The organism is Streptomyces sp. 378 (genome assembly GCF_030124145.1).
Classification (GTDB): Bacteria; Actinomycetota; Actinomycetes; order Streptomycetales; family Streptomycetaceae; genus Streptomyces.
On the sequence record NZ_JASKMS010000033.1, the window covers coordinates 42,286 to 64,569 of the forward strand.

Below are 22,284 nucleotides of genomic sequence, written 5' to 3' on the forward strand. Positions count from 1 at the left end.
TCCACTAATTCGGCAGGTGCCGGATGTACATGTGAGGCGGGCGTACGTGTGGCCCGCGACGGTCGCCGCGTTCAGGCAGCGGCGGCCGGGATGCGAGCCGAGTTACTCGGCACCGCCCTGCTCGTCCTGCTTGGCACGGAGCGCGTCCACGGTGCGGACGAGCTTCGAGGGAAGCGCCTGGAAGAGCTGAGCAGTCTGGGACTGCTTGCCCTTGAAGGCACCCGCCAGCTTGGAGAGCAGAACCTCGCGGGACTCGAGGTCCGCAAGCTTCTTGATCTCATCGGCGGACATCGCCTTGCCGTCAAGGACGCCGCCCTTGATGACGAGACTGGGGTTGTCCTTGGCGAAGTCACGGAGACCCTTCGCCGCCTCGACCGGGTCACCGGTCACGAAGGCGACGGCCGACGAACCCGCAAAGAGGTCGTCCAGCGTCGTGATCCCGGCCTCGTTGGCCGCAATCTTGGTCAGCGTGTTCTTCGCCACACGGTACTGAGCGTTCTCACCGAGTGAACGACGCAGCTGCTGGAGCTGCGCGACGGTGAGACCGGTGTACGCGGTAACGACGGCGGCGTTGGAGTTGCGGAACTTCTCCCGCATCTCCTCGACGGCATCGACCTTGTCTGGCCTCGCCATGAGCCTCGGCCTCCTTCCGGGTGATTCGGACCGCGCGGACCCGAAGGAGGACTGGGGAAAACGAAACGCCCCGGCGCAAGCGCACGGGGCGTAGCTCGACCGACTTCACGCACGCACGAGGCGGCGGATTCCGGGAGCTTCTCCAGTGTCACCTGCGCGGGTCGTCCGCCGTTCAGCGGATCCTTCGGCCACCGCACCCTCTGATGAGCGCGCGGTAACGACCAGCGGTCTTTGGCTTCTGTAGGAGAGTACGGGAACGGATCGCCGTCAAGCAAATCCGCCCGTACGGCTGATCAGCGCGGGGCGGTTCAGCCCTGCTCCAGCTCCTTGAACATCTCACCCAGGTCCGCGACGTCCTTGGCCGGCGGGGCCGTCACGGTGACCGGCTCGTTGTAGTCGAGGAAGGTGATCGTCATGTCGAGCGGGCCCTTGTCGGCCTGGCCCTTCATGCGGAACTGCTTGGTGTGGTCCTCGCCGTCGACCCACATGTCCATCGTGAACTTGTCGACGCCGAGCTTCTCGTACTGCTTGATGCTCTTCTCGCGCTGCTCGCGCGTCTCCGCCTTGTCGTCCTTCAGCGAGGCGCGCAGGTCGTCGAGGGTGACCGTGCCCGAGTAGCGGGTGGTCTCGACGCCGTCGACCTTCTCGCTGCCGACCTTCTTCACGTCCTTGGCGCCGGTGAGGAAGGTGGACTGCGCCGCCGGGTTCTGCTCGGCCTGGCTCGTGGACCCCATCCTGTCCAGGTCCTTGGCGGCGTCGGAGCCGGACAGGTCGAACTTCAGCCAGCGCTTGCCGTCCATCTCCTTGGCCATCTCGGCTCCCCCACCGAGGTACATGGCCTTGTCGACGAGACGGATCTCCACGCTCTCCGCGCCCTGGTCGGGCGCCTTCATCTTCATGCTCATGGCGATCGTGGGCTTCAGGCGCATGGACGCCTCGCCCTCGACGCGGCCGGACTCGGGAACCGAGCCCTTCATGCGGTACTGGAGGGACGTGATGTCCTCCGTGTTCTTCGCCGCCTTGGCGACGGCCGCCGCGGGCGTCATCTCCGGCGACTTCTCGGCACCGCAGCCGACGGCACCGGCGGCGAGAAGCAGCGCGCCCAGGCCGACGGCAGGTTTGGACTTCTTCATCGGATTCCCCCCAAGGAATACATGCTTGCTTCACAGCAAGGCCGCGAGCCTATCCCACAGGCGCACAAGCGATCTATTCGAATAATGGGCGGGTCAGGGCGCAGCGGACTGCGTGCGCATGAGGTCCTCGAAGTCCCCGGTGTCGGACTGCGGCGGCCGCTCGGCCCGGACGCTCACGCCGTAGTCGGTGTAGTGCGCGGTCTGGGTCATCGGGCCCGTGGCCGTCCGCGCCTTCTCCACCTTCTTGACCAGCAAATTCCGCTCGTCGATCCAGATGTCGACGGTCTCGGTGGTGACACCGGCCTCGGTGAGCTGCTTCCTCAGGCCGGCGTCGGCGACATCGGCCGCCGCCACGGTGCCGGACCAGTGCGTGGCGGTCCGGCCGCGGACGGTCTCCTCACCGACCTTCCTGACGTCGCCGGAGGACAGCAGGAGCTTCACGGACTGGTTGGGCGTCGTCCTGCGCATCTGGTCGCCGAGCCGGCCGCCGGAGCCGCCGGTGAGGGCTTCGAGGTCCTCGTACGCGTACCGGATCCAGTGCTTGCCGCCGGCCTTCTCGGCGTACTTCTCGCCCATCCGCGCGTAGTACGCGTCGGGCAGGTACCGGGCCTCCATCGAGGTGCTGCCCAGTCGGCGCATGGTGTCGGCCATGGTGCCGCCGGTGTAGGTGATGGTGAGGGTACCGGTGATGCCGTCGCTCCAGCCGAGGGTGCCGGCGGCGGTCATGGACATCAGGGAGCCCATAGTCGTCGTGGACTCGACCCGGGCGGACTCGGCCTGCTCGGTGGCTCGTTCGGCCGCGCGCAGGGCCGCCGGGGACCGGCCGCGCCCGGCACGGTCGTCGTGGCCGGGGCCGTCGGAGGAGTCCTGAGAGGTGCAGGCGGCCACTCCCGTCAACGCGGTCGCCGCGAGCACCAGGCCCACACGGTGCACGGTCGTGCCCTGCATACGTCCCCCGTTCGCATCCGGTTCCCGCACGTTAACCCAGGCCACCGGCGTACGCACCGGAAAAGGGAACGGGCCCCGCACCTGTGAGAGGTGCGGGGCCCGTGACCGGTTGGGTGAGCCGTCAGGCTCAGACCGCAGCCGGGTCCTCCTCGACGAGGAGGTTGCGGGTGCGGTTGGAGTCGACCGGAATGCCGGGGCCCATCGTGGTGCTGATGGCGGCCTTCTTGATGTAGCGACCCTTGGCGGCGGACGGCTTCAGACGGAGGATCTCCTCCAGCGCCGCGCCGTAGTTCTCCACCAGCTTGGTGTCGTCGAACGACGTCTTGCCGATGATGAAGTGCAGGTTCGAGTGCTTGTCGACGCGGAACTCGATCTTGCCACCCTTGATCTCGGTCACGGCCTTGGTGACGTCGGGGGTGACGGTGCCGGTCTTCGGGTTCGGCATCAGACCACGCGGACCGAGCACACGGCCGAGGCGGCCGACCTTGCCCATGAGGTCCGGGGTGGCGACGACGGCGTCGAAGTCCAGACGGCCCTTCGACACCTCGTCGATGAGCTCGTCGGCGCCGACGATGTCGGCGCCCGCGGCACGAGCGGCCTCGGCACGGTCACCGGTCGCGAAGACCAGGACCCGGGCGGTCTTACCGGTGCCGTGCGGGAGGTTCACGGTGCCACGGACCATCTGGTCGGCCTTGCGCGGGTCGACACCCAGACGGAAGGCGACCTCGACGGTGCCGTCGAACTTGGTCGTGGAGGTCTCCTTGGCGAGACGGACGGCCTCGAGCGGGGCGTAGAGCTTCTCCCGGTCGACCTTGGCGTCCGCAGCGCGAAGGGACTTGCTGCGCTTGCTCACTACTGCTCCTGTGGATTCTTAGGAGTCGTGGTCCGGGCCGAGCAGGCCCTGCCACTTCTGCTGATGGGGTTGGGGCTCAGCCCTCGACCGTGACGCCCATGGAACGGGCGGTGCCGGCGATGATCTTCTCGGCGGCGTCCAGGTCGTTGGCGTTCAGGTCGGGCATCTTGGTCGTGGCGATCTCGCGGACCTGGTCACGCGTGATCTTCGCGACCTTGGTCTTGTGCGGCTCGCCCGAGCCCTTCTCGATGCCGGCGGCCTTCAGGATCATCTTCGCGGCCGGCGGCGTCTTGGTGATGAAGGTGAAGGAACGGTCTTCGTAGACCGTGATCTCCACCGGGATCACCCAGCCACGCTGCGACTCGGTCGCGGCGTTGTAGGCCTTGCAGAACTCCATGATGTTCACGCCGTGCTGACCCAGCGCGGGGCCGACCGGCGGAGCCGGGTTGGCGGCACCGGCCTGGATCTGGAGCTTGATGAGCCCCGTGACCTTCTTCTTCTTGGGAGGCATGTGCTCTCTCCGGGTCCTAGTGAGAGTTTTTTCAGCCTCCGAACCGGATCATCCGGATGGAGGCATACCGCACAACGATAACGGGTATCCATGTGCGGCCAAAAACCGAGCAGGTCAGGCGGCCGCTCAGCGATCGCCTGACCTGTTCGGAAGCGGTGCGTCCAGAAGCGGTTAGTTCTTCTGGATCTGGTCGAAGGAGAGCTCGACCGGCGTCTCGCGGCCGAAGATCTCCACGAGACCCTTGACCTTCTTCGAGTCCGGGTTGATCTCGTTGATGGTCGCCTGCAGCGTGGCGAACGGGCCGTCGGTGACGGTGACCGAGTCGCCCACCTCGAAGTCCAGCACCTGGACCTCGACCTTGCGCTGCGGAGCCGGCTTGCCCTCGGCCTCGGCGGCCTCGCGGGCGGCCTTCTCCTCGGCCTCGGGGGCGAGCATCTTGACGATCTCGTCCAGGGTCAGCGGGTACGGGTCGTAGGCGTTGCCCACGAAGCCGGTGACGCCGGGGGTGTTGCGGACGACGCCCCAGGACTCGTTCGTCAGGTCCATGCGGACGAGGACGTAGCCCGGAAGCTTGTTCTGCTTGATCGTCTTGCGGTCGCCGTTCTTGATCTGGACGACCTCTTCCTGCGGCACCTCGGCCTGGAAGATGTAGTCCTCGACGTTCAGCGAGACGGCGCGCTGCTCCAGGTTGGTCTTCACGCGGTTCTCGTAGCCGGCGTAGGTGTGGATGACGTACCACTCGCCGGGCAGGACCCGCAGTTCCTCACGGAGCTTCTCGATCGGGTCGCGGTCGTCCTCGGGCTCTTCCTCGAGTTCTTCCGCGGCCTCTTCGTCGTCCTCGGTCTCCGCCTCGGCGGCGTCGTCCGCGACGGCGTCGGCAGCCTCGACCTCGGCGGAGGCCTCGGTGTCCTCGCTGTCCGCGCCCTCGACGGTGTCGAGCTCGTCCTCGACGGACTCGACAGGCTCGATGGCGTCGTTCACGTTCGGGTCAGACACGGTGGCTGCTTCTTCCTGGATACATAGGGGTGGAACATGCGAAAGGAGCGCCGGGTACCTCGGCGCTCTTCGCGGACTGCTCAGCCGAACACGTACTTCGCGGCGTTGCTGAGCCCATAGTCAATCACGGTGACCAGGCCGATCATGATGACGACGAAGATGATCACCACGGTCGTGTAGGTCGTCAGCTGGTTGCGGGTCGGCCAGACGACCTTGCGCAGCTCCGCGACGATCTGGCGATAGAAGAGGGCGAGCCGCTTCAGCGGGCCCTTCTTTCCGCGCTTGCCGCCCTTGCGGCCCTTCTTGGACTCCGGCGCCTCGTCCTGGGCATCAGGCATGTCGATGGAGCCCACGGCGTCCGTCACTCGTCCTCACCTGATTCCGGGTCGTGGCCGTGCCGCGCCCGGTCTGAGCCGCACGGCGGTGCATTGCTGTACGTACATGCGCACACATCCTGGCGATGGAGTGTGTAGCAGGGCCGGAGGGACTTGAACCCCCAACCGCTGGTTTTGGAGACCAGTGCTCTACCAATTGAGCTACGACCCTTTGTGTGTCCCCCAACGTACCGCATTCATCCGGATGCTTGGTGTGCACCGGACGGGCGCGGCCTGCTGAAGGCCAACGAGGTGAGAGTGTACGTGCTCGGCGGCCGGTCGTCGAACAGAATGGGCGCGGCGCAGGGCACGTTGGCGGAAGATCGCCTGGGGAGCGAGGGCCGGGCTGACGGGAATCCTGCGAAGATCGCCCAGGCAGTGCAGGCGATCCGCACTGTTGTTCACGGGTTTGCCCGACGTTGTTCAGTCTGTGAAACCCCCGTGCCGCGCACGTTTCCGGTCTGAAACGATGGGGCCCATGAGCGCTGCAACCCCTCCCACCGAGCGCCGGGTCTCCGCCCGAGTCGGCGCGATCTCCGAGTCCGCCACCCTCGCCGTGGACGCCAAGGCCAAGGCCCTCAAGGCCGCAGGGCGGCCGGTGATCGGCTTCGGCGCCGGTGAACCCGACTTCCCGACCCCGGACTACATCGTCGAGGCCGCGATCGAGGCCTGCAAGAACCCGAAGTTCCACCGCTACACGCCGGCCGGCGGCCTGCCCGAGCTGAAGGCCGCGATCGCCGCGAAGACGCTGCGCGACTCCGGCTACGAGCCGGACGTCTCCCAGATCCTGGTCACCAACGGCGGCAAGCAGGCCATCTACGAGGCCTTCGCCGCGATCCTCGACCCGGGCGACGAGGTCATCGTGCCCGCGCCGTACTGGACGACGTACCCGGAGTCGATCCGGCTGGCCGGGGGTGTCCCGGTGGAGGTCGTCGCCGACGAGACGACCGGGTACCGGGTGACCGTCGAGCAGCTGGAGGCGGCCCGCACCGAGAAGACGAAGGTCGTCCTCTTCGTCTCGCCGTCGAACCCGACCGGCGCGGTCTACAGCGAGCACGAGACCGAGGCCATCGGCCACTGGGCCGTCGAGCACGGCCTGTGGGTGCTGACCGACGAGATCTACGAGCACCTGGTCTACGGCGACGCCTCCGCCGTGTCGCTGCCGGCGGTGCTGCCCGAGCTGCGCGACAAGTGCGTCGTGGTCAACGGTGTCGCGAAGACGTACGCCATGACCGGCTGGCGCGTGGGGTGGATCATCGGCCCGAAGGACGTCGTCAAGGCCGCGACGAACCTGCAGTCGCACGCCACGTCGAACGTGTCCAACGTCGCCCAGGCCGCCGCGCTGGCCGCCGTCTCCGGTGACCTGGACGCCGTCGCGACGATGCGCGAGGCGTTCGACCGGCGCCGCAAGACCATCGTGCGGATGCTGAACGAGATCGACGGCGTGGTGTGCCCGGAGCCGGAGGGCGCCTTCTACGCGTACCCGTCGGTGAAGGAGCTGGTCGGCAAGGAGATCCGGGGCAGGCGGCCCAAGGACACCGTCGAGCTGGCCGCGCTGATCCTGGAGGAGTCCGAGGTCGCGGTCGTACCGGGTGAGGCCTTCGGCACGCCGGGCTACCTGCGGCTGTCGTACGCGCTGGGTGACGAGGATCTGGTCGAGGGTGTCTCGCGGATCCAGAAGCTGCTGGCGGAGGCGCGGGACTGACGTCCGCTTCGCCGGTCCTCCGGCTTGGGGCACATGCCGTTTTCGGTATGTGCCCCATTTGTTTGTGCGAGCAAGACCACGAAAGGGGAAACGGCTACCGGGACGGCCGGGACGTACGGCAGGATCCTGGGATGGAGCGTGTACGTGATGTCTCTGAGCTGCCGAAAGCCCATCTGCACCTGCACTTCACCGGGTCGATGCGGCCCTCGACGGTGCTGGAACTGGCCGACAAACACGGCGTCCGGCTGCCCGACGCGCTGAGTGAGGCGCTGACCAGCGGGGAACCGCCGAGCCTGCGCGCAACGGACGAACGGGGCTGGTTCCGCTTTCAGCGGCTGTACGACGCGGCCCGCTCGTGTCTGCGGGCGCCGGAGGACATCCAGCGGCTGGTGCGGGAGGCCGCGGAGGAGGACGTGCGGGACGGGTCGGGCTGGCTGGAGATCCAGGTCGACCCGACGTCGTACGCGCCGCGGCTGGGCGGGCTGATCCCGGCGCTGGAGATCATCCTGGACGCGGTGGAGACGACGTCGCGGGAGACCGGGCTCGGGATGCGGGTGCTGGTCGCGGCGAACCGGATGAAGCACCCGCTGGACGCGCGGACGCTGGCGCGGCTGGCGACGCGGTACGCCGACCGGGGTGTGGTCGGCTTCGGGCTGTCGAACGACGAGCGGCGGGGGATGGCGCGGGACTTCGACCGGGCGTTCGCGATCGCGCGGGAGGCCGGACTGCTGTCGGCGCCGCACGGGGGCGAGCTGGCGGGTCCGTCCTCGGTGCGGGACTGCCTGGACGACCTGGGGGCGAACCGGGTGGGGCACGGGGTGCGGGCGGCGGAGGATCCGCGGCTGCTGAAGCGGTTGGCGGACCGGCAGGTGACGTGCGAGGTGTGTCCGGCGTCGAACGTGGCACTGGGGGTGTACGAGAAGCCGGAGGACGTGCCGCTGCGGACCCTGTTCGAGGCGGGCGTGCCGTTGGCGCTGGGTGCGGACGATCCCCTGCTGTTCGGGTCACGTCTCGCCGCGCAGTACGAGATCGCGCGGCGGTATCACGGGTTCACGGATGCGGAGCTGGCGGAGGTGGCCCGGCAGTCGGTGCGGGGGTCGGCGGCGCCGGAGGATGTGAAGACGAAGCTGCTGGCGGGGGTGGACGACTGGCTGGCTGCGTAGGTCGCGTCTGCGCTTGGGGCCGGGTGGGGGTGTGGGTTTCCGCTTCGCCTTCGCCTCACGCCGGGTGGGGGTGTGGGTTTCCGCTTCGCCTTCGCCTCACGCCGGGTGGGGCGGTGCGTCTCCGCGCCTCACGCCGGGTGGGAGTGGTGCGCTTCCGTTTCGCCTCACGCCGGGTGGGGCGGTGCGTCTCCGCGCCTCACGCCGGGTGGGGCGGTGCGTCTCCGCGCCTCACGCCGGGTGGGAGTGGTGCGCTTCCGTTTCGCCTCACGCCGGGTGGGGCGGTGCGTCTCCGCGCCTCACGCCGGGTGGGGCGGTGCGTCTCCGCGCCTCACGCCGGGTGGGAGTGGTGCGCTTCCGTTTCGCCTCACGCCAGGTGGGGCGGTGCGCCTCCGCGCCTCACGCCGGGTGGGGGTGCCGCCTTCGCCTGGCGCGGGGTGTGGGTCGGGGCCGCGCCGGGGGGTGTCCGTCCTCGGAACGGCGCGATGGGGTCGGACGCCGACTCACTCGCGTTGACGCGCCAACCGCTGCGGGCGGACACCCCCCGACACGGCCCCTTCTCGCCGTACGCGGGCGCGGGCCGCCCCCGCTGCGGATATGCGTGCCGCTAGGGGCGATGGGGGTCCCACTGCTCGAAGAGCTTGGGGGAAGCACCCCGCGCCGCCGGGGGCTACAGGCTGACCCCCACCGTCACGGGCTCGTTGACCAGGGTGATGCCGAAGGTCTCCTGGACGCCGGTCACGACCTCGCGGGCGAGGGCGAGGAGTTCCTCCGTCGTGGCGCTGCCCCGGTTGGTGAGGGCCAGGGTGTGCTTCGTGGAGATGCGGGCGGGGCCGTCGCCGTAGCCCTTGGTGAAGCCCGCCTTGTCGATCAGCCAGGCCGCTGAGGTCTTGGTGCGGCCCTCGCCGGCCGGGTACGCGGGCGGCTCCACCCCGTCGCCGAGCCGCTCGCGCACGCGTGCCCGGAACGTCGCGAAGTCCGTGTCCGTGAGGATCGGGTTGGTGAAGAAGGACCCGGCCGACCAGGTGTCGTGGTCCTCGGGGTCCAGGACCATGCCCTTGCCGGCGCGCAGCTTCAGCACGGTGTCGCGGGCCGAGGCGAGGGGGACGCGGTCGCCCGCTTCCACGCCGAGCACTCGGGCCGTCTCGGCGTACCGGAGGGGTGCGGAGAGGCCCTCGGCGTCCTCCAGGCGCAAGCGGACACGCAGGACGACGTAGCGCTCGGGGTCGGACTTGAAGCGGCTGTGGCGGTAGGAGAAGGCGCAGTCCTCGTTGGCCAGGGTGACCGTCTCGCCGGTGCGGCGGTCATAGGCGACGACCTCGGTGATCGTCGAGGACACCTCCTGGCCGTAGGCCCCGACGTTCTGGATCGGTGTCGCGCCCGCCGAGCCGGGGATGCCGGCCAGGCATTCGATGCCGGCCAGACCCGCCTCGACCGTGCGCGCGACGGCGTCGGTCCAGACCTCGCCCGCGGCCAGCTCCAGCGTGGTGCCGTCGAGGGAGAAGCCCTTGGTGGCGATGACGAGGGCGGTGCCCTCGAAGCCCTTGTCGCCGATGACCAGGTTCGAGCCGCCGCCGATGAGCAGCAGCGGGGTGCCCGCCTCGTCGGCTTCGCGGACGGCGGCGATCACCTCGTCGTCCGTGGTCGCGGTGACCAGCCGGGTCGCGGGGCCGCCCAGGCGGAAGGTCGTCAACGGGGCGAGGGGGGCGTCGTGGAGTTCCTGCACGGGCTCAAGACTACGAGACGGCACTGACAGGGTCGGGCAGTCGGTGGAGTGCCTCCGGCCAGGAGAGCGGGAGGTCCTCGCTGTTCACCTGCCAGGTGGTGAAGGCCGAGTCCCTCATCTGCGGGGCCAGGCCCCGGGAGGCGGGGCCGTGGGCACCGGCGCGGACGAAGGCGTGGAGCGCGTCCTCGGACTCCCAGGCCGACAGGGTCCAGAAGGTCCGCTTCAGGGGCCGCGCCTTCAGGGTCGCCCCGTAGGCGCCGGGGCTGCGGCGGATCTGCCGCCAGACGGCGGGCGTACCGGCGAGGAACCTGAGGGCGCCCCACAGGGTGCGGGTCTCGAAGCGGGAGGCGAAGACGTGCACCTCGGTGTCGCGGGGCGGGGTGTTCGGGACGGTCCAGGGAAGGGTGGGCATGGCCGCTTCTCCTTGCTCGGGTTCGTCGGGGTCAGGGGGAGACTGTCTCCGGCGCCGGTGCGGGTTCGGCTGTCCGCGCCTGCGGTTCCGGGTGCCGCCGGGTCGGTGTCAGCAGGGCCGCGATGCCCGCGAGGGCGACCACCGCGGAGCCGGTCACGAGGGCCGGCCGCATGCCGTCGACGAAGGTCTGGCCGGTCTCGTAGCCGCCCTGGGCCGCGAAGATCGACGCCATGACGGCGATGCCGAGCGCCCCGCCGACCTCGCGCAGGGCGTTGTTGGCGCCGGAGGCGATGCCCTGCTCCGAGGGTCGCACGCTGGACATCACCAGGTGCGAGGCGGGGGCGAAGAACAGCGCCATGCCGATGCCGCTGATGATCAGGGCGGGCAGCTGGGCGGTGTAGGAGGCGTCGGCCGTGGCGACCACCGCCATGCAGCCGAGGCCCAGGGCCAGCAGGAAGAGGCCCGCGGCGACGACCGGGCGGCCGCCGATGCGGTCGGCCAGGATGCCGGCGACGGGGGCGACGAGCATCGGCATGCCGGTCCAGGGCAGCATCCTGAGGCCCGCCTCGGTGGGCGAGTAGCCGAGGACGCCCTGCATGTACTGGCTGAGCAGGAATATCGAGCCGAACATGCCGAGGAACATCAGCAGGCTCGCCGCGTTGATGCCGGCGAAGGCCCGGGAGCGGAACAACCGCATCGGGAGCATGGGGTTCTTGGCGCGGGTGCTGTAGAGGACGAACCCGGCGAGCAGGGCCGACCCCGCGAACAGGGCCGTCAGGACGAGGGAGGAGGTCCAGCCGTCGGCCGGGCCGCGGACCAGGCCGTAGACGATGCCGAAGAGGCCGCCGCTGGCGAGCAGGGTGCCGGGGACGTCGAGCGGGGCTCCGGTGCCGTGGGACTCGGCGAGTCGCAACCGGGCGAGCGGCAGCAGGACCAGGCCCAGCGGGACGTTCAGCCAGAAGATCCACTGCCAGGAGATGTGTTCGGTCAGGGTGCCGCCGACGAGCGGCCCGGAGGCCACGGCGAGTCCGTTGACAGCGCCCCAGATGCCGTAGGCCATGCCGCGCTTGGCGACGGGCACGGCGGCGGTGAGCAGGGTGAGCGTCAGCGGCATCATCACGGCCGCGCCGGCGCCCTGGACCGCGCGGGCGGCGATGAGGGAGTCGATGCCGGGTGCCATGGCGGCCGCGGCGGAGGCGCCGGTGAAGACGGTGATTCCGGCGATGAACAGCCGGCGGCGGCCGAAGCGGTCGCCGAGGGCGGCGCCGAACATCAGCAGGACGGCGAAGGTGAGCGTGTAGGCGCTCACGGTCCATTCCAGGTCGTGCAGTCCTCCGCCGAGGTCCTCGCGGATGGAGGGCAGGGCGGTGGTGACGACGAGGTTGTCGAGGGCCGCCATGAATCCGGCGACGCTGGTGATGACGAGGGCCCAGGCGGCTCCCCCGCGATGTGCGGTCCGCTGTGACATCTCTCCCCCAGAGAGGTGATTCGCCGAGCAATTAGTCATTAATCACTAACCTTGTCGGGCATGGAAAGGCGCGTCGATGCACCCTTCCCCCGTCACGCCTCCAGCCGGCCCGTGAGCTTCGCCGACGGGTACAGGCCCTCCCAGACGCGGTGCTCGGGAGGAAAGCCCATTCCCAGCAGGCAGTTGATGAGCATTCCGTACGCCAGGAAGGTCGTCGTCTCTTTGGCGTCGGCGCCCAGCGGCACGTGGACGGTGTCCCACAGCCGCATCCAGCCGGCCCGGACCGACTCACCGAACTCGCGGTCACCCTCCTGCTCGGCGGCCGCCACGGCGACGTACATCTGCATCTGCATCATCAGCCGTTCGGGCCGTTCCGCGATGACCCTGGTGTACGCGTTCGCCATGGCATGCTGCGCCGCTTCGCCCTCCAGGCCCTCAGCGGCCTCCTCGAAGGTACGGATGGAATCCTCGACACAGCGCTGCGCCGCCGCCAGGAAGATCGCCTTCTTGCCCGGGAACAGCCGGAAGAGGTACGGCTGTGAGACGCCGACCCGGCGGGCGATCGCCTCGGTGGAGGTGCCGTGGTAACCGCCGCGGGCGAACTCGGTCGTCGCCGCCCGGATCACGCTTTCGCGCCGCTCCTCCGCGCTCATCCTTGCCATGCCCACAAGTTAGTGCTCAATCACTAACCATGTCAAGCGCGGCTCCGGGCGCCCTACGTGTAAGGGGCGCCCCGTAGTGGAGAGCGCCCCCTACACCGTGTCGCGGCCGGCCTCAGGCCAGTCGGACGACCGCCCTGGACATGCCCAGCACCTTCTGCCCGGCGCTGGTCGCGGTCAGGTCCACGCGGACGGTGTTGTCGTCGAGCTTGGCGGCGACCTTGCCGGCGACCTCGATCACGGCTCCCTGATCGTCGTTCGGGACGACGACCGGCTTGGTGAAGCGGACGCCGTACTCGACGACCGCACCCGGGTCGCCGGCCCAGTCGGTGACCACGCGGATCGCTTCGGCCATGGTGAACATGCCGTGCGCGATGACGTCCGGCAGGCCGACCTCCTTGGCGAACTTCTCGTTCCAGTGGATCGGGTTGAAGTCGCCGGAGGCGCCCGCGTACCGGACGAGGGTCGCGCGGGTCACGGGGAAGGTCTGGGCGGGCAGTTCGGTGCCGACCTCGACGTCGGAGTAGGAGATCTTCGCGGTCATGTCGCTCACGCCCCCTCGGCCGCGCGGGCCACGAGCTTGGTCCAGGCGGTCACGACGTGCTCGCCGGCCTCGTCGTGCACCTCACCGCGGATGTCGACGATGTCGTTGCCCGCGAGGGACTTGATCGCCTCGATCGTCGAGGTGACCGTGAGCCGGTCGCCGGCGCGGACCGGACGGCGGTAGGCGAACTTCTGGTCGCCGTGCACCACGCGGCTGTAGTCCAGGCCGAGCCGCGGATCCTGGACGACCTCGCCCGCGGCCTTGAAGGTGATCGCGAAGACGAAGGTCGGCGGGGCGATCACGTCGGGGTGACCGAGTGCCTTGGCGGCCTCCGCGTCCGTGTACGCCGGGTTGGCGTCGCCGACCGCCTCGGCGAACTCACGGATCTTCTCGCGGCCCACCTCGTAGGGCGCGGTGGGCGGGTACGTCCGCCCCACGAAGGACTGGTCGAGCGCCATGGCTCGGTACCTCCTGGTAGCTCTACTGACCGGTACGGGCCCCTCAACGACACGAGGCCGCCCCCGATCATCTCGGGAACGGCCTCGTGTACGAGCCTGTTTTTATCGCGTTTCGCGGTGCGCGGTGTGCGCATTGCAACGCGGGCAGTGCTTCTTCATCTCAAGGCGATCCGGGTTGTTACGCCGGTTCTTCTTGGTGATGTAGTTCCGCTCCTTGCACTCCACGCAGGCCAGCGTGATCTTCGGGCGGACGTCGGTGGCAGCCACGTGAGTGCTCCTAAGACGAACGGATGGACTGTTTAACGCAAGAAGAGTAGCCGATCGAAGGACCGACCCCGCAATCGGCTACTGTCAGTAGCGGTGACCGGACTTGAACCGGTGACACAGCGATTATGAGCCGCTTGCTCTACCGACTGAGCTACACCGCTTTGATGTGTCAGGACCCCGTCTCGCGACGGGAACCAGTCACACCAGAGCCCCAAAACGGAATCGAACCGTTGACCTTCTCCTTACCATGGAGACGCTCTGCCGACTGAGCTATTGGGGCGAGCGATGAAGACATTACACGCTCGGCCGCCGTTCGCCCAAATCCGTTTCGAGGCACCCACCCCGGGCGCCCGGACCGTCCTCCCGGCAGCCTCGTCAGTGCCTCCCGTCGCAAGAGCGGACCACGCCGGTACGACTATTGCGCTCCTCCCCGTCCCGGGCCAAAGGCCGTCCTAGGCTCGTCTCACTCTGCGTGATCACGCGTCCTCCCGCGCGCAGCCCGAGCCCCTGGAGTGCGATGCCCGACAGCCGGCCGCAGCCACCACCCCCGTCGTCCTCGCCGGGTCCGGCCGACCCGTCGTCGCTGCTGCTGAGCGGAGCGCGACTCACCGACGGACGGACCGTGGACGTGCGGCTGGGCGGCGGGCGCATCGAGGCGGTCGGCACGGCCGGCAGTCTGGGAACCGGCGCACCGCGCGCGTGCGGCGCGCGCGTGGACCTCAGCGGCTATCTGCTGCTGCCGGCCCCGGCCGAGCCGCACGCCCACGCCGACACCGCCCTGTCGGCCGCCACCGAAGGACCCGTCTCGTACGAGCCGCAGGACGTGCAGCGCCGGGCCACCGAGGCCGCGCTGCTCCAGCTCGGGCACGGGGCGACGGCGACGCGGGCGCACGTGCGCGTGGGCGACGTCCAGGGGCTCGGCGCGCTGGCGGCCGTGTTGGGGGCGCGGCGGGCGCTGCGGGGGCTGGCGGAGCTGACGACGGTGGCGATGCCCCGGGTGCTGACCGGGGTGGCCGGTGCGGACGGGCTGGCGATGCTGCGGGACGCGGTGAAGATGGGCGCCTCGGTGGTGGGCGGGCGGCCGGACCTGGACCCGGACCCGACCGGCTACGCGGAAGCCGTCCTGGAGGTGGCCTCCGAGCACGGCTGCCCCGTCGACCTGCACACGGACGCCGCGGATCCGGCCCGGCTGGCCCGGCTCGCGGCGATGGCCGGCGGACTGCGCCCCGGGGTGACCCTCAGCCCGTGCGGCGACCTCGGCCGGCTGCCGTCCGACGTGGCCTCGCGCACCGCCGACCAGCTCGCGGCGGCCGGGGTGGCGGTGGTGTGCCTGCCACAGGGCGGCTGCGGCGGTGTCGACCGGCGCGGGGCGGCCCCGGTACGGCTGCTGCGCGCGGCCGGGGTGCGGGTGGCCGCCGGGAGCGGGGCGCTGCGGGACGTGTCCAACCCGGTGGGGCGCGGTGATCCCCTGGAGGCGGCCTTCCTGCTGGCCTCGCGCTACGGGCTGTCGCCCGAGGAGGCGTACGACGGGGTGAGTTCCTCGGCACGGGCGGTGCTGGGGCTGCCCGAGGTGCGGGTGGAGGCGGGTTTTCCGGCCGAGTTGCTCGCGGTGCGCGGGGACCGGCTGTCGGGGGTGCTGTCCCTGGGGTACAGCCGGATCGTCGTGCACCAGGGGCGCGTGGTGGCGCGGACCAGCGCGGTGCGGGAGTACTGCAGTTCGGCGGCCTCGGTGGAACTGGGGCTGCCGCGGCAGGGGCGGGGCGAAGTGCCGTAAGCGGTGGCGGAGCGGGGCCGGTGTCGCGCGGCGCGCGGTGCCGTCCGGGCGTACGGTCGGAGGCATGCGCATTGTCATTGCTGGTGGTCATGGTCAGATCGCGTTGCGGCTGGAGCGGCTGCTCGCCGCGCGCGGGGACGAAGTGGCGGGAATCATCCGCAAGCCCGAGCAGGCCGACGATCTGCGACAGGCCGGTGCCGAACCGGTCGTGCTCGACCTGGAGTCGGCGTCCGTGGACGAGGTCGCGGAGCGGCTGAGGGGTGCCGACGCCGCGGTCTTCGCGGCGGGCGCGGGCCCGGGCAGTGGGGCGACCCGCAAGGACACGGTGGACAAGGCCGCGGCGGTCCTCTTCGCCGACGCTGCTGTTGCGGCGGGCGTACGGCGGTTCGTGATCGTGTCGTCCATGGGCGCCGACCCGCGCCACCAGGGCGACGAGATCTTCGACGTGTACCTGCGCGCCAAGGGCGAGGCGGACGCGTATGTACGCGGGCTGGACGCTCTGGACTGGACGATCCTGCGCCCCGGTCAGCTCACCGACGACGCCGGCACCGGTCTGGTGCGCCTGGAGGCGCGGACGGGCCGCGGCCCGATTCCGCGCGACGACGTGGCCGCCGTACTGGCGGAGCTGGTGGACACCTCGGCGACGGCCGGACTCACCCTGGAACTGATCAGCGGGTCCGCACCGGTGTCCGTCGCGGTGAAGTCCGTCGCTGGGAACTGAGGTTCGCGGCCGGCCGCTCGACGGGTTCAGAACAGGGGCAGTTGGCCGGGGAAGTCCGGGACCGTGTAGCCGTCGAGGGACGGTTGCTCGGGGCCCGGGCGGGCCTGGCGGCGGGAGCCCGGACACGAGGTGAGTTCACCGTGCTCGCGGGCGCCGGGCGGGTCGTGGCGCGCGTACCGCCCCGCGACGACGGCGATCTCGCGGCGGCACTCGGGGCAGATCCTGCGGCGGGAGGACATGGAGCCAGTGTGCCGCGCAAGCGGCCCTGCCACGCCTCTCCCCTGCGGCGACCGCCCTCTCCGGGGCGGTCAGGACGGGCGGGAGCGTACGGTCGCCTCGCACACCCCCGCCCCGGCCGGACCACCGGGGCCGCTCAGCCGGTTGCCCTTCCGAACCACCTCGGCAGCCGGTCGAGCAGGTCCTGCTGGTTGTCACCGGCCCAGGCCACATGGCCGTCCGGTCGCAGCAGCACCGCGGGCACGTCGAGTTCGTCACTGACGTCGACGAGGTGGTCGACCCGGTCCGCCCAGCCCGCCGGAGACAGTCCGCCGGTCTGATCGAGCAGCAGTCCGCGACCACCGCGCATCCGCTCGTAGAGGCGGCCCCGCCGCAACGCCACGTCGCGCAGCCGCCGTCCGAGCAGTTCGTGACCCTCGCCGACGTCGTAGCGGACGGCCATGGCGGTGGTCTTCTCGATCAGGTACCGGTTCACCTCCTCGAAGTCCATCAGTTCCCCCATCAGCCGGCGCACGGCCCGCGGCCCCGGCTCGGGCGACAACAGGTGCATCTGCGCACGGGTGTGGTCCAGCACGGCGGCGGCCACCGGGTGGCGTTCGGTGTGGTAGCCGTCCAGCAGTCCTTCCGGGGCCCAGCCGCGCAGTTCGGCGGCCAGTTTCCAGCCGAGGTTGAACGCGTCCTGGATACCGAGGTTGAGCCCCTGCCCGCCGGTCGGCGGGTGGATGTGCGCGGCGTCGCCGGCCAGCAGGACCCGGTCGACGCGATAGCGCTCGGCCAGCCGGGTGGCGTCACCGAAGCGGGAGAGCCAGCGCGGCGAGTGCACACCGAAGTCGGTGCCGGCGAACTTCCGCAGCTGCCGCTTGAACTCCTCGAAGGTCGGCGGAACCGTGCGGTCCTCGGCCACTCCCTCGGCGGGCACGATGACGCGGTACACCCCGTCCCGCACGGGCATGGCGCCGAACCGGAGTTGCCTCTTGCGGACTTCGGCCGTCACGGCCGCCAGCTCCTGCGGCGACGCGGCCGGCTCCATCTCGCCCAGCAGCGTCTCGACCCTGGAGGGCTCACCGGGGAAACCGACGCCGAGCAGTGTGCGCACCGTGCTGCGGCCGCCGTCGCAGCCGACGAGGTAGCGGGAGCGCAGCCGCGTGCCGTCGGCCAGCTCGGCGGTCACACCGTCGCCGTCCTGGCTCAGCCCGGCCAGCGCGCAGCCGCGCCGGATCTCGGCTCCGAGCTCGGCGGCGTGCTCGGCCAGCAGACGGTCGGTCACGGGCTGCGGGATACCGAGGACGTACCCGTGTGCGGTGTCGAGCCTGCCGGGCGGCGGCTTGGTGAGGCCGGCGAAGCCGCCGACCGGGTGCCTGCTGCCCTCAGCGAGGAAGCGCTCCAGCAGACCGCGCTGGTCCAGCACCTCGATGCTGCGCACGTGCAGACCGAGCGCACGCACGTAGGGGGCCGGCTCCGCCTCCTTCTCCAGCACGAGCACCCGCACGCCGTGCAGCCGCAGCTCCCCGGCCAACATCATCCCGGTCGGACCACCGCCGACGATGATCACTTCGATCACGACATCCCCCGGTTCTCGCCGGTTTCCGGCTTCAGGCCGAGGATTCTGCGGCACCCCGGGGGCCTTGTCGCAAGGCCCCCCGTGCGCTATAGGTTGAAAGTGGCGAGGAGCAGGTGGCTCCTTGCCCTTTCTTTTGCTGCTCCTGCCTCCTTTCCCTTGCGGAATGGACCGACGGCGCAGGCTTCGCGACGCCGGCCCCCGCGTGGGTGACGGCGGGTCCGGATGTGGTCCGTCGCTGGGGAATGTCGCCCAGGTGCGGACGGCGGACGCGGGTGTTCCGGGGTTGGCGGCGATGTTCTCGGCGACGAGGCCCGCAGCCGCACAGGCGGTCAATCAGTCTGGGCGCGCTGCCGGTTGACGGAATCGACGGCTTCGGCCGCCACATCGTCACGGCCCCGGCCCGGGCGGTGTCGGCGGTGCTGTCCCTCCGCGAGCCGCACTCAACACCGTGGATATCTGTGTCCGCTGTTGCGCCCAGCCGTTCCTCCGGGACACCAGGGCATTTGACGCCCCGCGGCGAAGGCGAAAGACCCCCGCTTGCCCTTGGTGACCGGCTCCGGCGAGACGTTGGTGGTGGCCTTGGCCGCGCGCTTGAGCTGGGCGGTCATGGACGTCGTCTCCCGTTCCCCGTCTCGAGGTCGCCCTCGGCCTTCCACAGCCGCCGCGCGACGCCGACCTTCCAGGTCGTGGCGGTGCTGTCGGAGTCGACGTGCTCCTGGCTCGGGTGCGGGTCGATGTAGAGGTTGCCCTCGCACTCGGCGTGGTTGGAGTCGACTTCATTCACATCGCGTCAGGAGGATGCCCTTTCGAGAGGCGGCAGCCCATCTGACGCGCGCATGCCGTCCGGCCGATAGCCGCGCTCCACGCCCGGCAGACTTCGACATAACGAAAAACCCCCTCTGAGCAGGTCAACGACCTGATCGGAGGGGGTCTTCCCCAGTGTGGCGGCGCCAGGATTCGAACCTGGGAAGGCTGAGCCGGCAGATTTACAGTCTGCGCGCGCCCCTGCTCATGACCAGCAGATTGAACTGCCACAGAGTGCATTGCCCCAGGCCTGCCCCACAGAGAGCTGAGACCATCAGGGAACATCCGCTTTCGTGTCGTATCTGCTCTAGCAACTGGTCACAGTGTGAGCGCGGTCTTGCATTGCACACGGTAAGCGCCGGCACCCGCGAGGTCACCGCCGCTTGCGGCCGAAACGGCGCCTGCTTTTGCCGAGCTTTCGGCCCGTCAGTTGTTGGGCCTCATATGTCCTGCCCATCGCCGTCAGCGCAGCAGCGAGACTCCGGGTGACACGCGCAGTGCCGGGGTGCTTCTCGCCGAGGACGCGAGGGCAGCGAGCATGTACGTCCTTCAGGAGCTCAACGGCCTCCGAGTTACGACGGAGATCGCGCAGGGTTTTGGCGAGGTTACTGGCAGAGAGGAGGGTATTGGGGTGGTCCTCCCCCAAAATACGGCGACGACGAGCGAGAACGTCCTCCTGCATCCGCCGAGCCTCCACGTGCTCCCCCATGGCGTTCAAGGTGGTGGCGAGGTTGCTGACGGAGGAGAGGGTGTTGGGGTGGTCCTCCCCCAAAACACGACGGCAACGAGCGAGAACGTCCTCCTGCATCCGCCGAGCCCCCACGTGCTCCCCCATGGCGTTCAAGGTGGTGGCGAGGTTGCTGACAGAGGCGAGGGTGTGAGGGTGGTCCTCCCCCAAAACACGACGACGACGAAAAACGACATCTTCCTGCATCGCCCGAGCCTCCGCGCATTTCCCCAATTCGCGCAGGGAGTTGCCGAGATTGTTGGCGGAGGTGAGAGTGCTGGGGTGGTCCTCCCCCAAAATACGGCGACGACGAGCGAGAACGTCCTCCTGCATCCGCCGAGCCTCCGCGTACTCCTCCAATGCGCTCAGGGTGGTGGTGAGGTTGCTGGCGGATTGGAGGGTGTCAGGATGGTCCTCACCCAAGACCCGGCGACAACGTGCGAGGGCGTCGTCCTGCATCGCCCGAGCCTCCGCGTACTCTCCCAAATCGTCCAACATGTTGGCGAGGTTCATGGCGGATTCGAGGGTGCCGGGGTGGTCCTCCCCCAAAACATGGCGACGACGAGCAAGGACCTCCTCCTGCATCCGCCGAGCCTCCGCGTAATCCCCCATGGCATGCAAGGTGTTGGCAAGGTTGTTGGCGGATTGAAGGGTGTCAGGATGGTCCTCCCCCAAAATACGGCGACGACGAGCAACAAGGTCCTCAATGACTGAGCGGGCTTTGGCGTAGTCGCCAAGGTCAGCGCTGGCATGTCCCACACGCTGTGCGCAGGTGAGCACGTCAGGGTGATCTGGCCCCAATGCGTTAATCCACACCTGATGCAGCGTCGCACTAAGGTCATAGGCGACGCGTGGTTGACCGCTGCTGAGGAGAAAATGGACAGCCTTGGAAAGCGTTGGACGCATTTCGGGTCGGTCGATAACCGCAGTGGAAACGTGGGGAATGGTGAGGTGGGCAGTAAGGGATGCCCACACCGACCATTCAGCTGGGGATTGTGGGTCGCCCGGGTTTGCTGCCATGAGGACGGCAATGACGTCGTCGCCAATCGCTACAGCCAGATCAGAGCTGGTCTCCGTGCGGACGATGGCCTGAGTCAGTCGATGGATTTGGCAGGCGTTGACGTCAGTGCGGGCCAGTCCAAAGCGGCTGAGGGGCTGAAGGGCGCTGCGTAGCCACATCGGGTCGTCTGGATCACCGGGAATGCTGGTCAGTCGGGAGCGGGCTGTCTCCAGCCAGGCGGTGGGAATGGGTTCGGGGCCGAGGAACGCTCCGAGGCGGAGCAGAGCAGTGGCATCGGGGTGGCCGTCGTCCATGAGGCGGGTGACGGCGATGTTAACTGTCGCAGCCAGCGGCGCGGGGTAGTCGCGAACATCGCTCTCCTGAAGGAGGCGGGCGGTGTTGGTGGTCAGGAGTTGACGATAGCGGTCCACGGTCATGCCGCTGCGCAAAACTCCCGCAGCTTGGGCGAGCGCAAGGGGCAGGTCGCCGAGGTCCTGCGCGAGGAGGTCGGCCTGTTCCGTGGCGATTGTCGGGATACGAGCCTGAACGTAGGCCAGGGAGTCGGCGCGGGTAAACACACCCAGGTCACTCTGGTGAGCAATCCCATGCCAGTCTGGGTCGCGTGAGGTGATCAGAACGTGGCCGGTCCCCTCTGGGAGCCAAGGCTCGATCTGATCAGGCTTTTCAGCGTTGTCTAGGATGAGAAGCCATCGGTGCCGCGCCCGCAGATACTGGAGAAGAGCACGTGCATTCGCTTCGGTACCGGCGTCGGATTTGGCGATGCCGAGGCGTTCGGCGAGTTCGGTGTAGCGGACGGGTAACTGGTCGGCTTGTTCGGCATCAACCCACCACACGAGGTCGTACTGGCTGGCGAAGCGGTGGGCATACTCCAAAGCAATCTGGGTCTTACCAATGCCGCCCATGCCGTGCAGTGCCTGGACCACTGCCTGGCGTCCGCTGAGCAATCCGGCACGAAGCTGAATCATTTCAGCCTCGCGACCGAAGAAGTCTGGATTACGGCGGCGGACGTTCCATACCTTGGGCAGACCGACACTGCTAGGTAGCCGGGGGCGCTGTGGGTCGGATTCTGTATCTGAGTCAGCCAAGGCAGCGCCAGGAAAGGCGACCGGACCAGCAGGGGGAACCGGTCCATGAACCGCTTCGAGCAGGGAAGCAGTAGCGGCAGATTCGTCCAGCCCGTGGAGGTCCGTACGCAGCCTCCCAGCCAGGAGGGCTGGGATGTCGTCGTCGGCCAGAGGCTCGATCACCACCGGAACGAGCCGCCCCCGCTTGGCCACGGTGGCCGACCACTCTTCTTGGGTCCACCGTCCGGCGGCGAAGTAGTTCTTGGAGAACAGGGCCACCATCGCGTCGGCCCTGACAAGAGCAACGTTCATCTTCTGGACGAAGTCGTCCCCAGTGCGCCAGTCCCACCTGTCCAGCTCAACCTCATGCCCCGCCCGCTTGAGCTGCCAGCCCACCCACTCCGCCCAGACACGGTCCGGGCCCGCATAGCTGACGAAGAACCGCTGCGCGGTGTCGGTCACCATTGACCCCCCATCCTCTGATAATTGTCACGTTAACCGACAGCCATGATCTCGCGTATAGCCTGG

Annotated in this window: 22 protein-coding genes and 4 tRNA genes; 4 read left to right on the plus strand and 22 right to left on the minus strand. The window is 69.2% G+C overall.

Annotation, left to right across the window (positions count from 1 at the left end; genetic code table 11):
* Positions 1 to 102 precede the first annotated feature (102 nt).
* From rplJ to QNO09_RS32740, 8 genes are all read right to left on the minus strand, one after another.
* Complete coding sequence (rplJ, locus tag QNO09_RS32705) at positions 103 to 633, minus strand: 50S ribosomal protein L10 (protein ID WP_283973857.1); 531 nt, start codon at positions 631 to 633, stop codon at positions 103 to 105.
* Positions 634 to 941: 308 nt separating this feature from the next.
* Positions 942 to 1,766 (minus strand): SCO4651 family lipoprotein, encoded by an 825-nt coding sequence (locus QNO09_RS32710; protein ID WP_283973858.1) that lies wholly within the window; start codon positions 1,764 to 1,766, stop codon positions 942 to 944.
* 93 nt (positions 1,767 to 1,859) lie between these two features.
* The gene (locus QNO09_RS32715) at positions 1,860 to 2,714 is read right to left on the minus strand and encodes an SCO4651 family lipoprotein (RefSeq protein WP_283973859.1); all 855 of its coding nucleotides are present in this window, start codon (positions 2,712 to 2,714) and stop codon (positions 1,860 to 1,862) included.
* A 127-nt stretch (positions 2,715 to 2,841) separates the two neighbouring features.
* A complete protein-coding gene (rplA, locus tag QNO09_RS32720) occupies positions 2,842 to 3,567 on the minus strand; it encodes a 50S ribosomal protein L1 (protein ID WP_283973860.1) in 726 nt (241 codons plus the stop codon).
* Between the two features lie 76 nt (positions 3,568 to 3,643).
* Positions 3,644 to 4,078: a 50S ribosomal protein L11 gene (rplK, locus tag QNO09_RS32725; protein WP_003992325.1), complete on the minus strand. Its 435-nt coding sequence runs from the start codon at positions 4,076 to 4,078 to the stop codon at positions 3,644 to 3,646.
* Between the two features lie 171 nt (positions 4,079 to 4,249).
* Positions 4,250 to 5,074, minus strand: coding sequence for a transcription termination/antitermination protein NusG (gene nusG, locus QNO09_RS32730; RefSeq protein ID WP_283973861.1), 825 nt, complete (start codon positions 5,072 to 5,074; stop codon positions 4,250 to 4,252).
* Positions 5,075 to 5,154: 80 nt separating this feature from the next.
* Positions 5,155 to 5,439 carry a preprotein translocase subunit SecE gene (gene secE / locus QNO09_RS32735; RefSeq protein WP_215119482.1) on the minus strand — a complete coding sequence of 95 codons (285 nt, stop codon included), beginning with the start codon at positions 5,437 to 5,439 and terminating at the stop codon, positions 5,155 to 5,157.
* A 108-nt stretch (positions 5,440 to 5,547) separates the two neighbouring features.
* A tRNA-Trp gene (locus QNO09_RS32740) sits at positions 5,548 to 5,620 on the minus strand.
* 306 nt (positions 5,621 to 5,926) lie between these two features.
* On the opposite strand from QNO09_RS32740, the gene QNO09_RS32745 reads away from it, so the two are divergent.
* Together QNO09_RS32745 and QNO09_RS32750 are read left to right on the plus strand one after the other, a co-directional pair.
* The gene (locus QNO09_RS32745; protein WP_283973862.1) at positions 5,927 to 7,153 is read left to right on the plus strand and encodes a pyridoxal phosphate-dependent aminotransferase; all 1,227 of its coding nucleotides are present in this window, start codon (positions 5,927 to 5,929) and stop codon (positions 7,151 to 7,153) included.
* Between the two features lie 131 nt (positions 7,154 to 7,284).
* Positions 7,285 to 8,316 (plus strand): adenosine deaminase, encoded by a 1,032-nt coding sequence (locus QNO09_RS32750; protein WP_283973863.1) that lies wholly within the window; start codon positions 7,285 to 7,287, stop codon positions 8,314 to 8,316.
* A gap of 667 nt (positions 8,317 to 8,983) precedes the next feature.
* On the opposite strand, the gene QNO09_RS32755 is transcribed toward QNO09_RS32750, so the two are convergent.
* The 9 genes from QNO09_RS32755 to QNO09_RS32795 all read right to left on the minus strand — a co-directional run bounded on the left by QNO09_RS32755 (position 8,984) and on the right by QNO09_RS32795 (position 14,127).
* Complete coding sequence (locus QNO09_RS32755) at positions 8,984 to 10,039, minus strand: UDP-N-acetylmuramate dehydrogenase (RefSeq protein ID WP_283973864.1); 1,056 nt, start codon at positions 10,037 to 10,039, stop codon at positions 8,984 to 8,986.
* A 10-nt stretch (positions 10,040 to 10,049) separates the two neighbouring features.
* The gene (locus QNO09_RS32760) at positions 10,050 to 10,451 is read right to left on the minus strand and encodes a DUF3291 domain-containing protein (protein WP_283973865.1); all 402 of its coding nucleotides are present in this window, start codon (positions 10,449 to 10,451) and stop codon (positions 10,050 to 10,052) included.
* 31 nt (positions 10,452 to 10,482) lie between these two features.
* Complete coding sequence (locus QNO09_RS32765; protein ID WP_283973866.1) at positions 10,483 to 11,919, minus strand: MFS transporter; 1,437 nt, start codon at positions 11,917 to 11,919, stop codon at positions 10,483 to 10,485.
* A 92-nt stretch (positions 11,920 to 12,011) separates the two neighbouring features.
* Positions 12,012 to 12,581 (minus strand): TetR/AcrR family transcriptional regulator, encoded by a 570-nt coding sequence (locus tag QNO09_RS32770; protein ID WP_283973867.1) that lies wholly within the window; start codon positions 12,579 to 12,581, stop codon positions 12,012 to 12,014.
* Positions 12,582 to 12,693: 112 nt separating this feature from the next.
* A complete protein-coding gene (locus QNO09_RS32775) occupies positions 12,694 to 13,122 on the minus strand; it encodes a MaoC family dehydratase (protein WP_031141254.1) in 429 nt (142 codons plus the stop codon).
* 5 nt (positions 13,123 to 13,127) lie between these two features.
* Positions 13,128 to 13,580 carry an FAS1-like dehydratase domain-containing protein gene (locus QNO09_RS32780; protein ID WP_283973868.1) on the minus strand — a complete coding sequence of 151 codons (453 nt, stop codon included), beginning with the start codon at positions 13,578 to 13,580 and terminating at the stop codon, positions 13,128 to 13,130.
* Positions 13,581 to 13,682: 102 nt separating this feature from the next.
* A complete protein-coding gene (gene rpmG / locus QNO09_RS32785; RefSeq protein WP_003948671.1) occupies positions 13,683 to 13,847 on the minus strand; it encodes a 50S ribosomal protein L33 in 165 nt (54 codons plus the stop codon).
* 88 nt (positions 13,848 to 13,935) lie between these two features.
* Positions 13,936 to 14,008, minus strand: a tRNA-Met gene (locus tag QNO09_RS32790).
* A gap of 46 nt (positions 14,009 to 14,054) precedes the next feature.
* Positions 14,055 to 14,127 (minus strand) — tRNA-Thr (locus QNO09_RS32795).
* Between the two features lie 237 nt (positions 14,128 to 14,364).
* On the opposite strand from QNO09_RS32795, the gene QNO09_RS32800 reads away from it, so the two are divergent.
* The gene (locus tag QNO09_RS32800; RefSeq protein ID WP_283973869.1) at positions 14,365 to 15,621 is read left to right on the plus strand and encodes an amidohydrolase family protein; all 1,257 of its coding nucleotides are present in this window, start codon (positions 14,365 to 14,367) and stop codon (positions 15,619 to 15,621) included.
* A gap of 64 nt (positions 15,622 to 15,685) precedes the next feature.
* Positions 15,686 to 16,342: an NAD(P)H-binding protein gene (locus QNO09_RS32805; RefSeq protein ID WP_283973870.1), complete on the plus strand. Its 657-nt coding sequence runs from the start codon at positions 15,686 to 15,688 to the stop codon at positions 16,340 to 16,342.
* 26 nt (positions 16,343 to 16,368) lie between these two features.
* On the opposite strand, the gene QNO09_RS32810 is transcribed toward QNO09_RS32805, so the two are convergent.
* The 5 genes from QNO09_RS32810 to fxsT form a co-directional block, all read right to left on the minus strand.
* Positions 16,369 to 16,581 (minus strand): hypothetical protein, encoded by a 213-nt coding sequence (locus tag QNO09_RS32810; protein WP_283973871.1) that lies wholly within the window; start codon positions 16,579 to 16,581, stop codon positions 16,369 to 16,371.
* Between the two features lie 134 nt (positions 16,582 to 16,715).
* On the minus strand, positions 16,716 to 18,140 hold the full coding sequence (gene rox / locus QNO09_RS32815) for a rifampin monooxygenase (RefSeq protein WP_283973872.1): 1,425 nt from the start codon (positions 18,138 to 18,140) through the stop codon (positions 16,716 to 16,718).
* 604 nt (positions 18,141 to 18,744) lie between these two features.
* Positions 18,745 to 18,924 carry a hypothetical protein gene (locus QNO09_RS32820; protein ID WP_283973873.1) on the minus strand — a complete coding sequence of 60 codons (180 nt, stop codon included), beginning with the start codon at positions 18,922 to 18,924 and terminating at the stop codon, positions 18,745 to 18,747.
* Positions 18,925 to 19,082: 158 nt separating this feature from the next.
* Positions 19,083 to 19,173 (minus strand) — tRNA-OTHER (locus QNO09_RS32825).
* A 144-nt stretch (positions 19,174 to 19,317) separates the two neighbouring features.
* Complete coding sequence (gene fxsT, locus QNO09_RS32830) at positions 19,318 to 22,218, minus strand: FxSxx-COOH system tetratricopeptide repeat protein (RefSeq protein ID WP_283973907.1); 2,901 nt, start codon at positions 22,216 to 22,218, stop codon at positions 19,318 to 19,320.
* Positions 22,219 to 22,284 lie beyond the last annotated feature (66 nt).

Bases quoted from the DNA above. Each gene is read 5' to 3' on its own strand.
- rplJ (WP_283973857.1), bottom strand. From the start codon at position 633: ATGGCGAGGCCAGACAAGGTCGATGCCGTCGAGGAGATGCGGGAGAAG.
- QNO09_RS32715 (WP_283973859.1), bottom strand. From the start codon at position 2,714: ATGCAGGGCACGACCGTGCACCGTGTGGGCCTGGTGCTCGCGGCGACC.
- QNO09_RS32770 (WP_283973867.1), bottom strand. From the start codon at position 12,581: ATGGCAAGGATGAGCGCGGAGGAGCGGCGCGAAAGCGTGATCCGGGCG.
- rplK (WP_003992325.1), bottom strand. From the start codon at position 4,078: ATGCCTCCCAAGAAGAAGAAGGTCACGGGGCTCATCAAGCTCCAGATC.
- QNO09_RS32805 (WP_283973870.1), top strand. From the start codon at position 15,686: ATGCGCATTGTCATTGCTGGTGGTCATGGTCAGATCGCGTTGCGGCTG.
- QNO09_RS32760 (WP_283973865.1), bottom strand. From the start codon at position 10,451: ATGCCCACCCTTCCCTGGACCGTCCCGAACACCCCGCCCCGCGACACC.
- QNO09_RS32775 (WP_031141254.1), bottom strand. From the start codon at position 13,122: ATGACCGCGAAGATCTCCTACTCCGACGTCGAGGTCGGCACCGAACTG.
- QNO09_RS32745 (WP_283973862.1), top strand. From the start codon at position 5,927: ATGAGCGCTGCAACCCCTCCCACCGAGCGCCGGGTCTCCGCCCGAGTC.
- QNO09_RS32765 (WP_283973866.1), bottom strand. From the start codon at position 11,919: ATGTCACAGCGGACCGCACATCGCGGGGGAGCCGCCTGGGCCCTCGTC.
- QNO09_RS32810 (WP_283973871.1), bottom strand. From the start codon at position 16,581: ATGTCCTCCCGCCGCAGGATCTGCCCCGAGTGCCGCCGCGAGATCGCC.
- QNO09_RS32710 (WP_283973858.1), bottom strand. From the start codon at position 1,766: ATGAAGAAGTCCAAACCTGCCGTCGGCCTGGGCGCGCTGCTTCTCGCC.
- QNO09_RS32800 (WP_283973869.1), top strand. From the start codon at position 14,365: ATGCCCGACAGCCGGCCGCAGCCACCACCCCCGTCGTCCTCGCCGGGT.
- QNO09_RS32750 (WP_283973863.1), top strand. From the start codon at position 7,285: ATGGAGCGTGTACGTGATGTCTCTGAGCTGCCGAAAGCCCATCTGCAC.
- QNO09_RS32780 (WP_283973868.1), bottom strand. From the start codon at position 13,580: ATGGCGCTCGACCAGTCCTTCGTGGGGCGGACGTACCCGCCCACCGCG.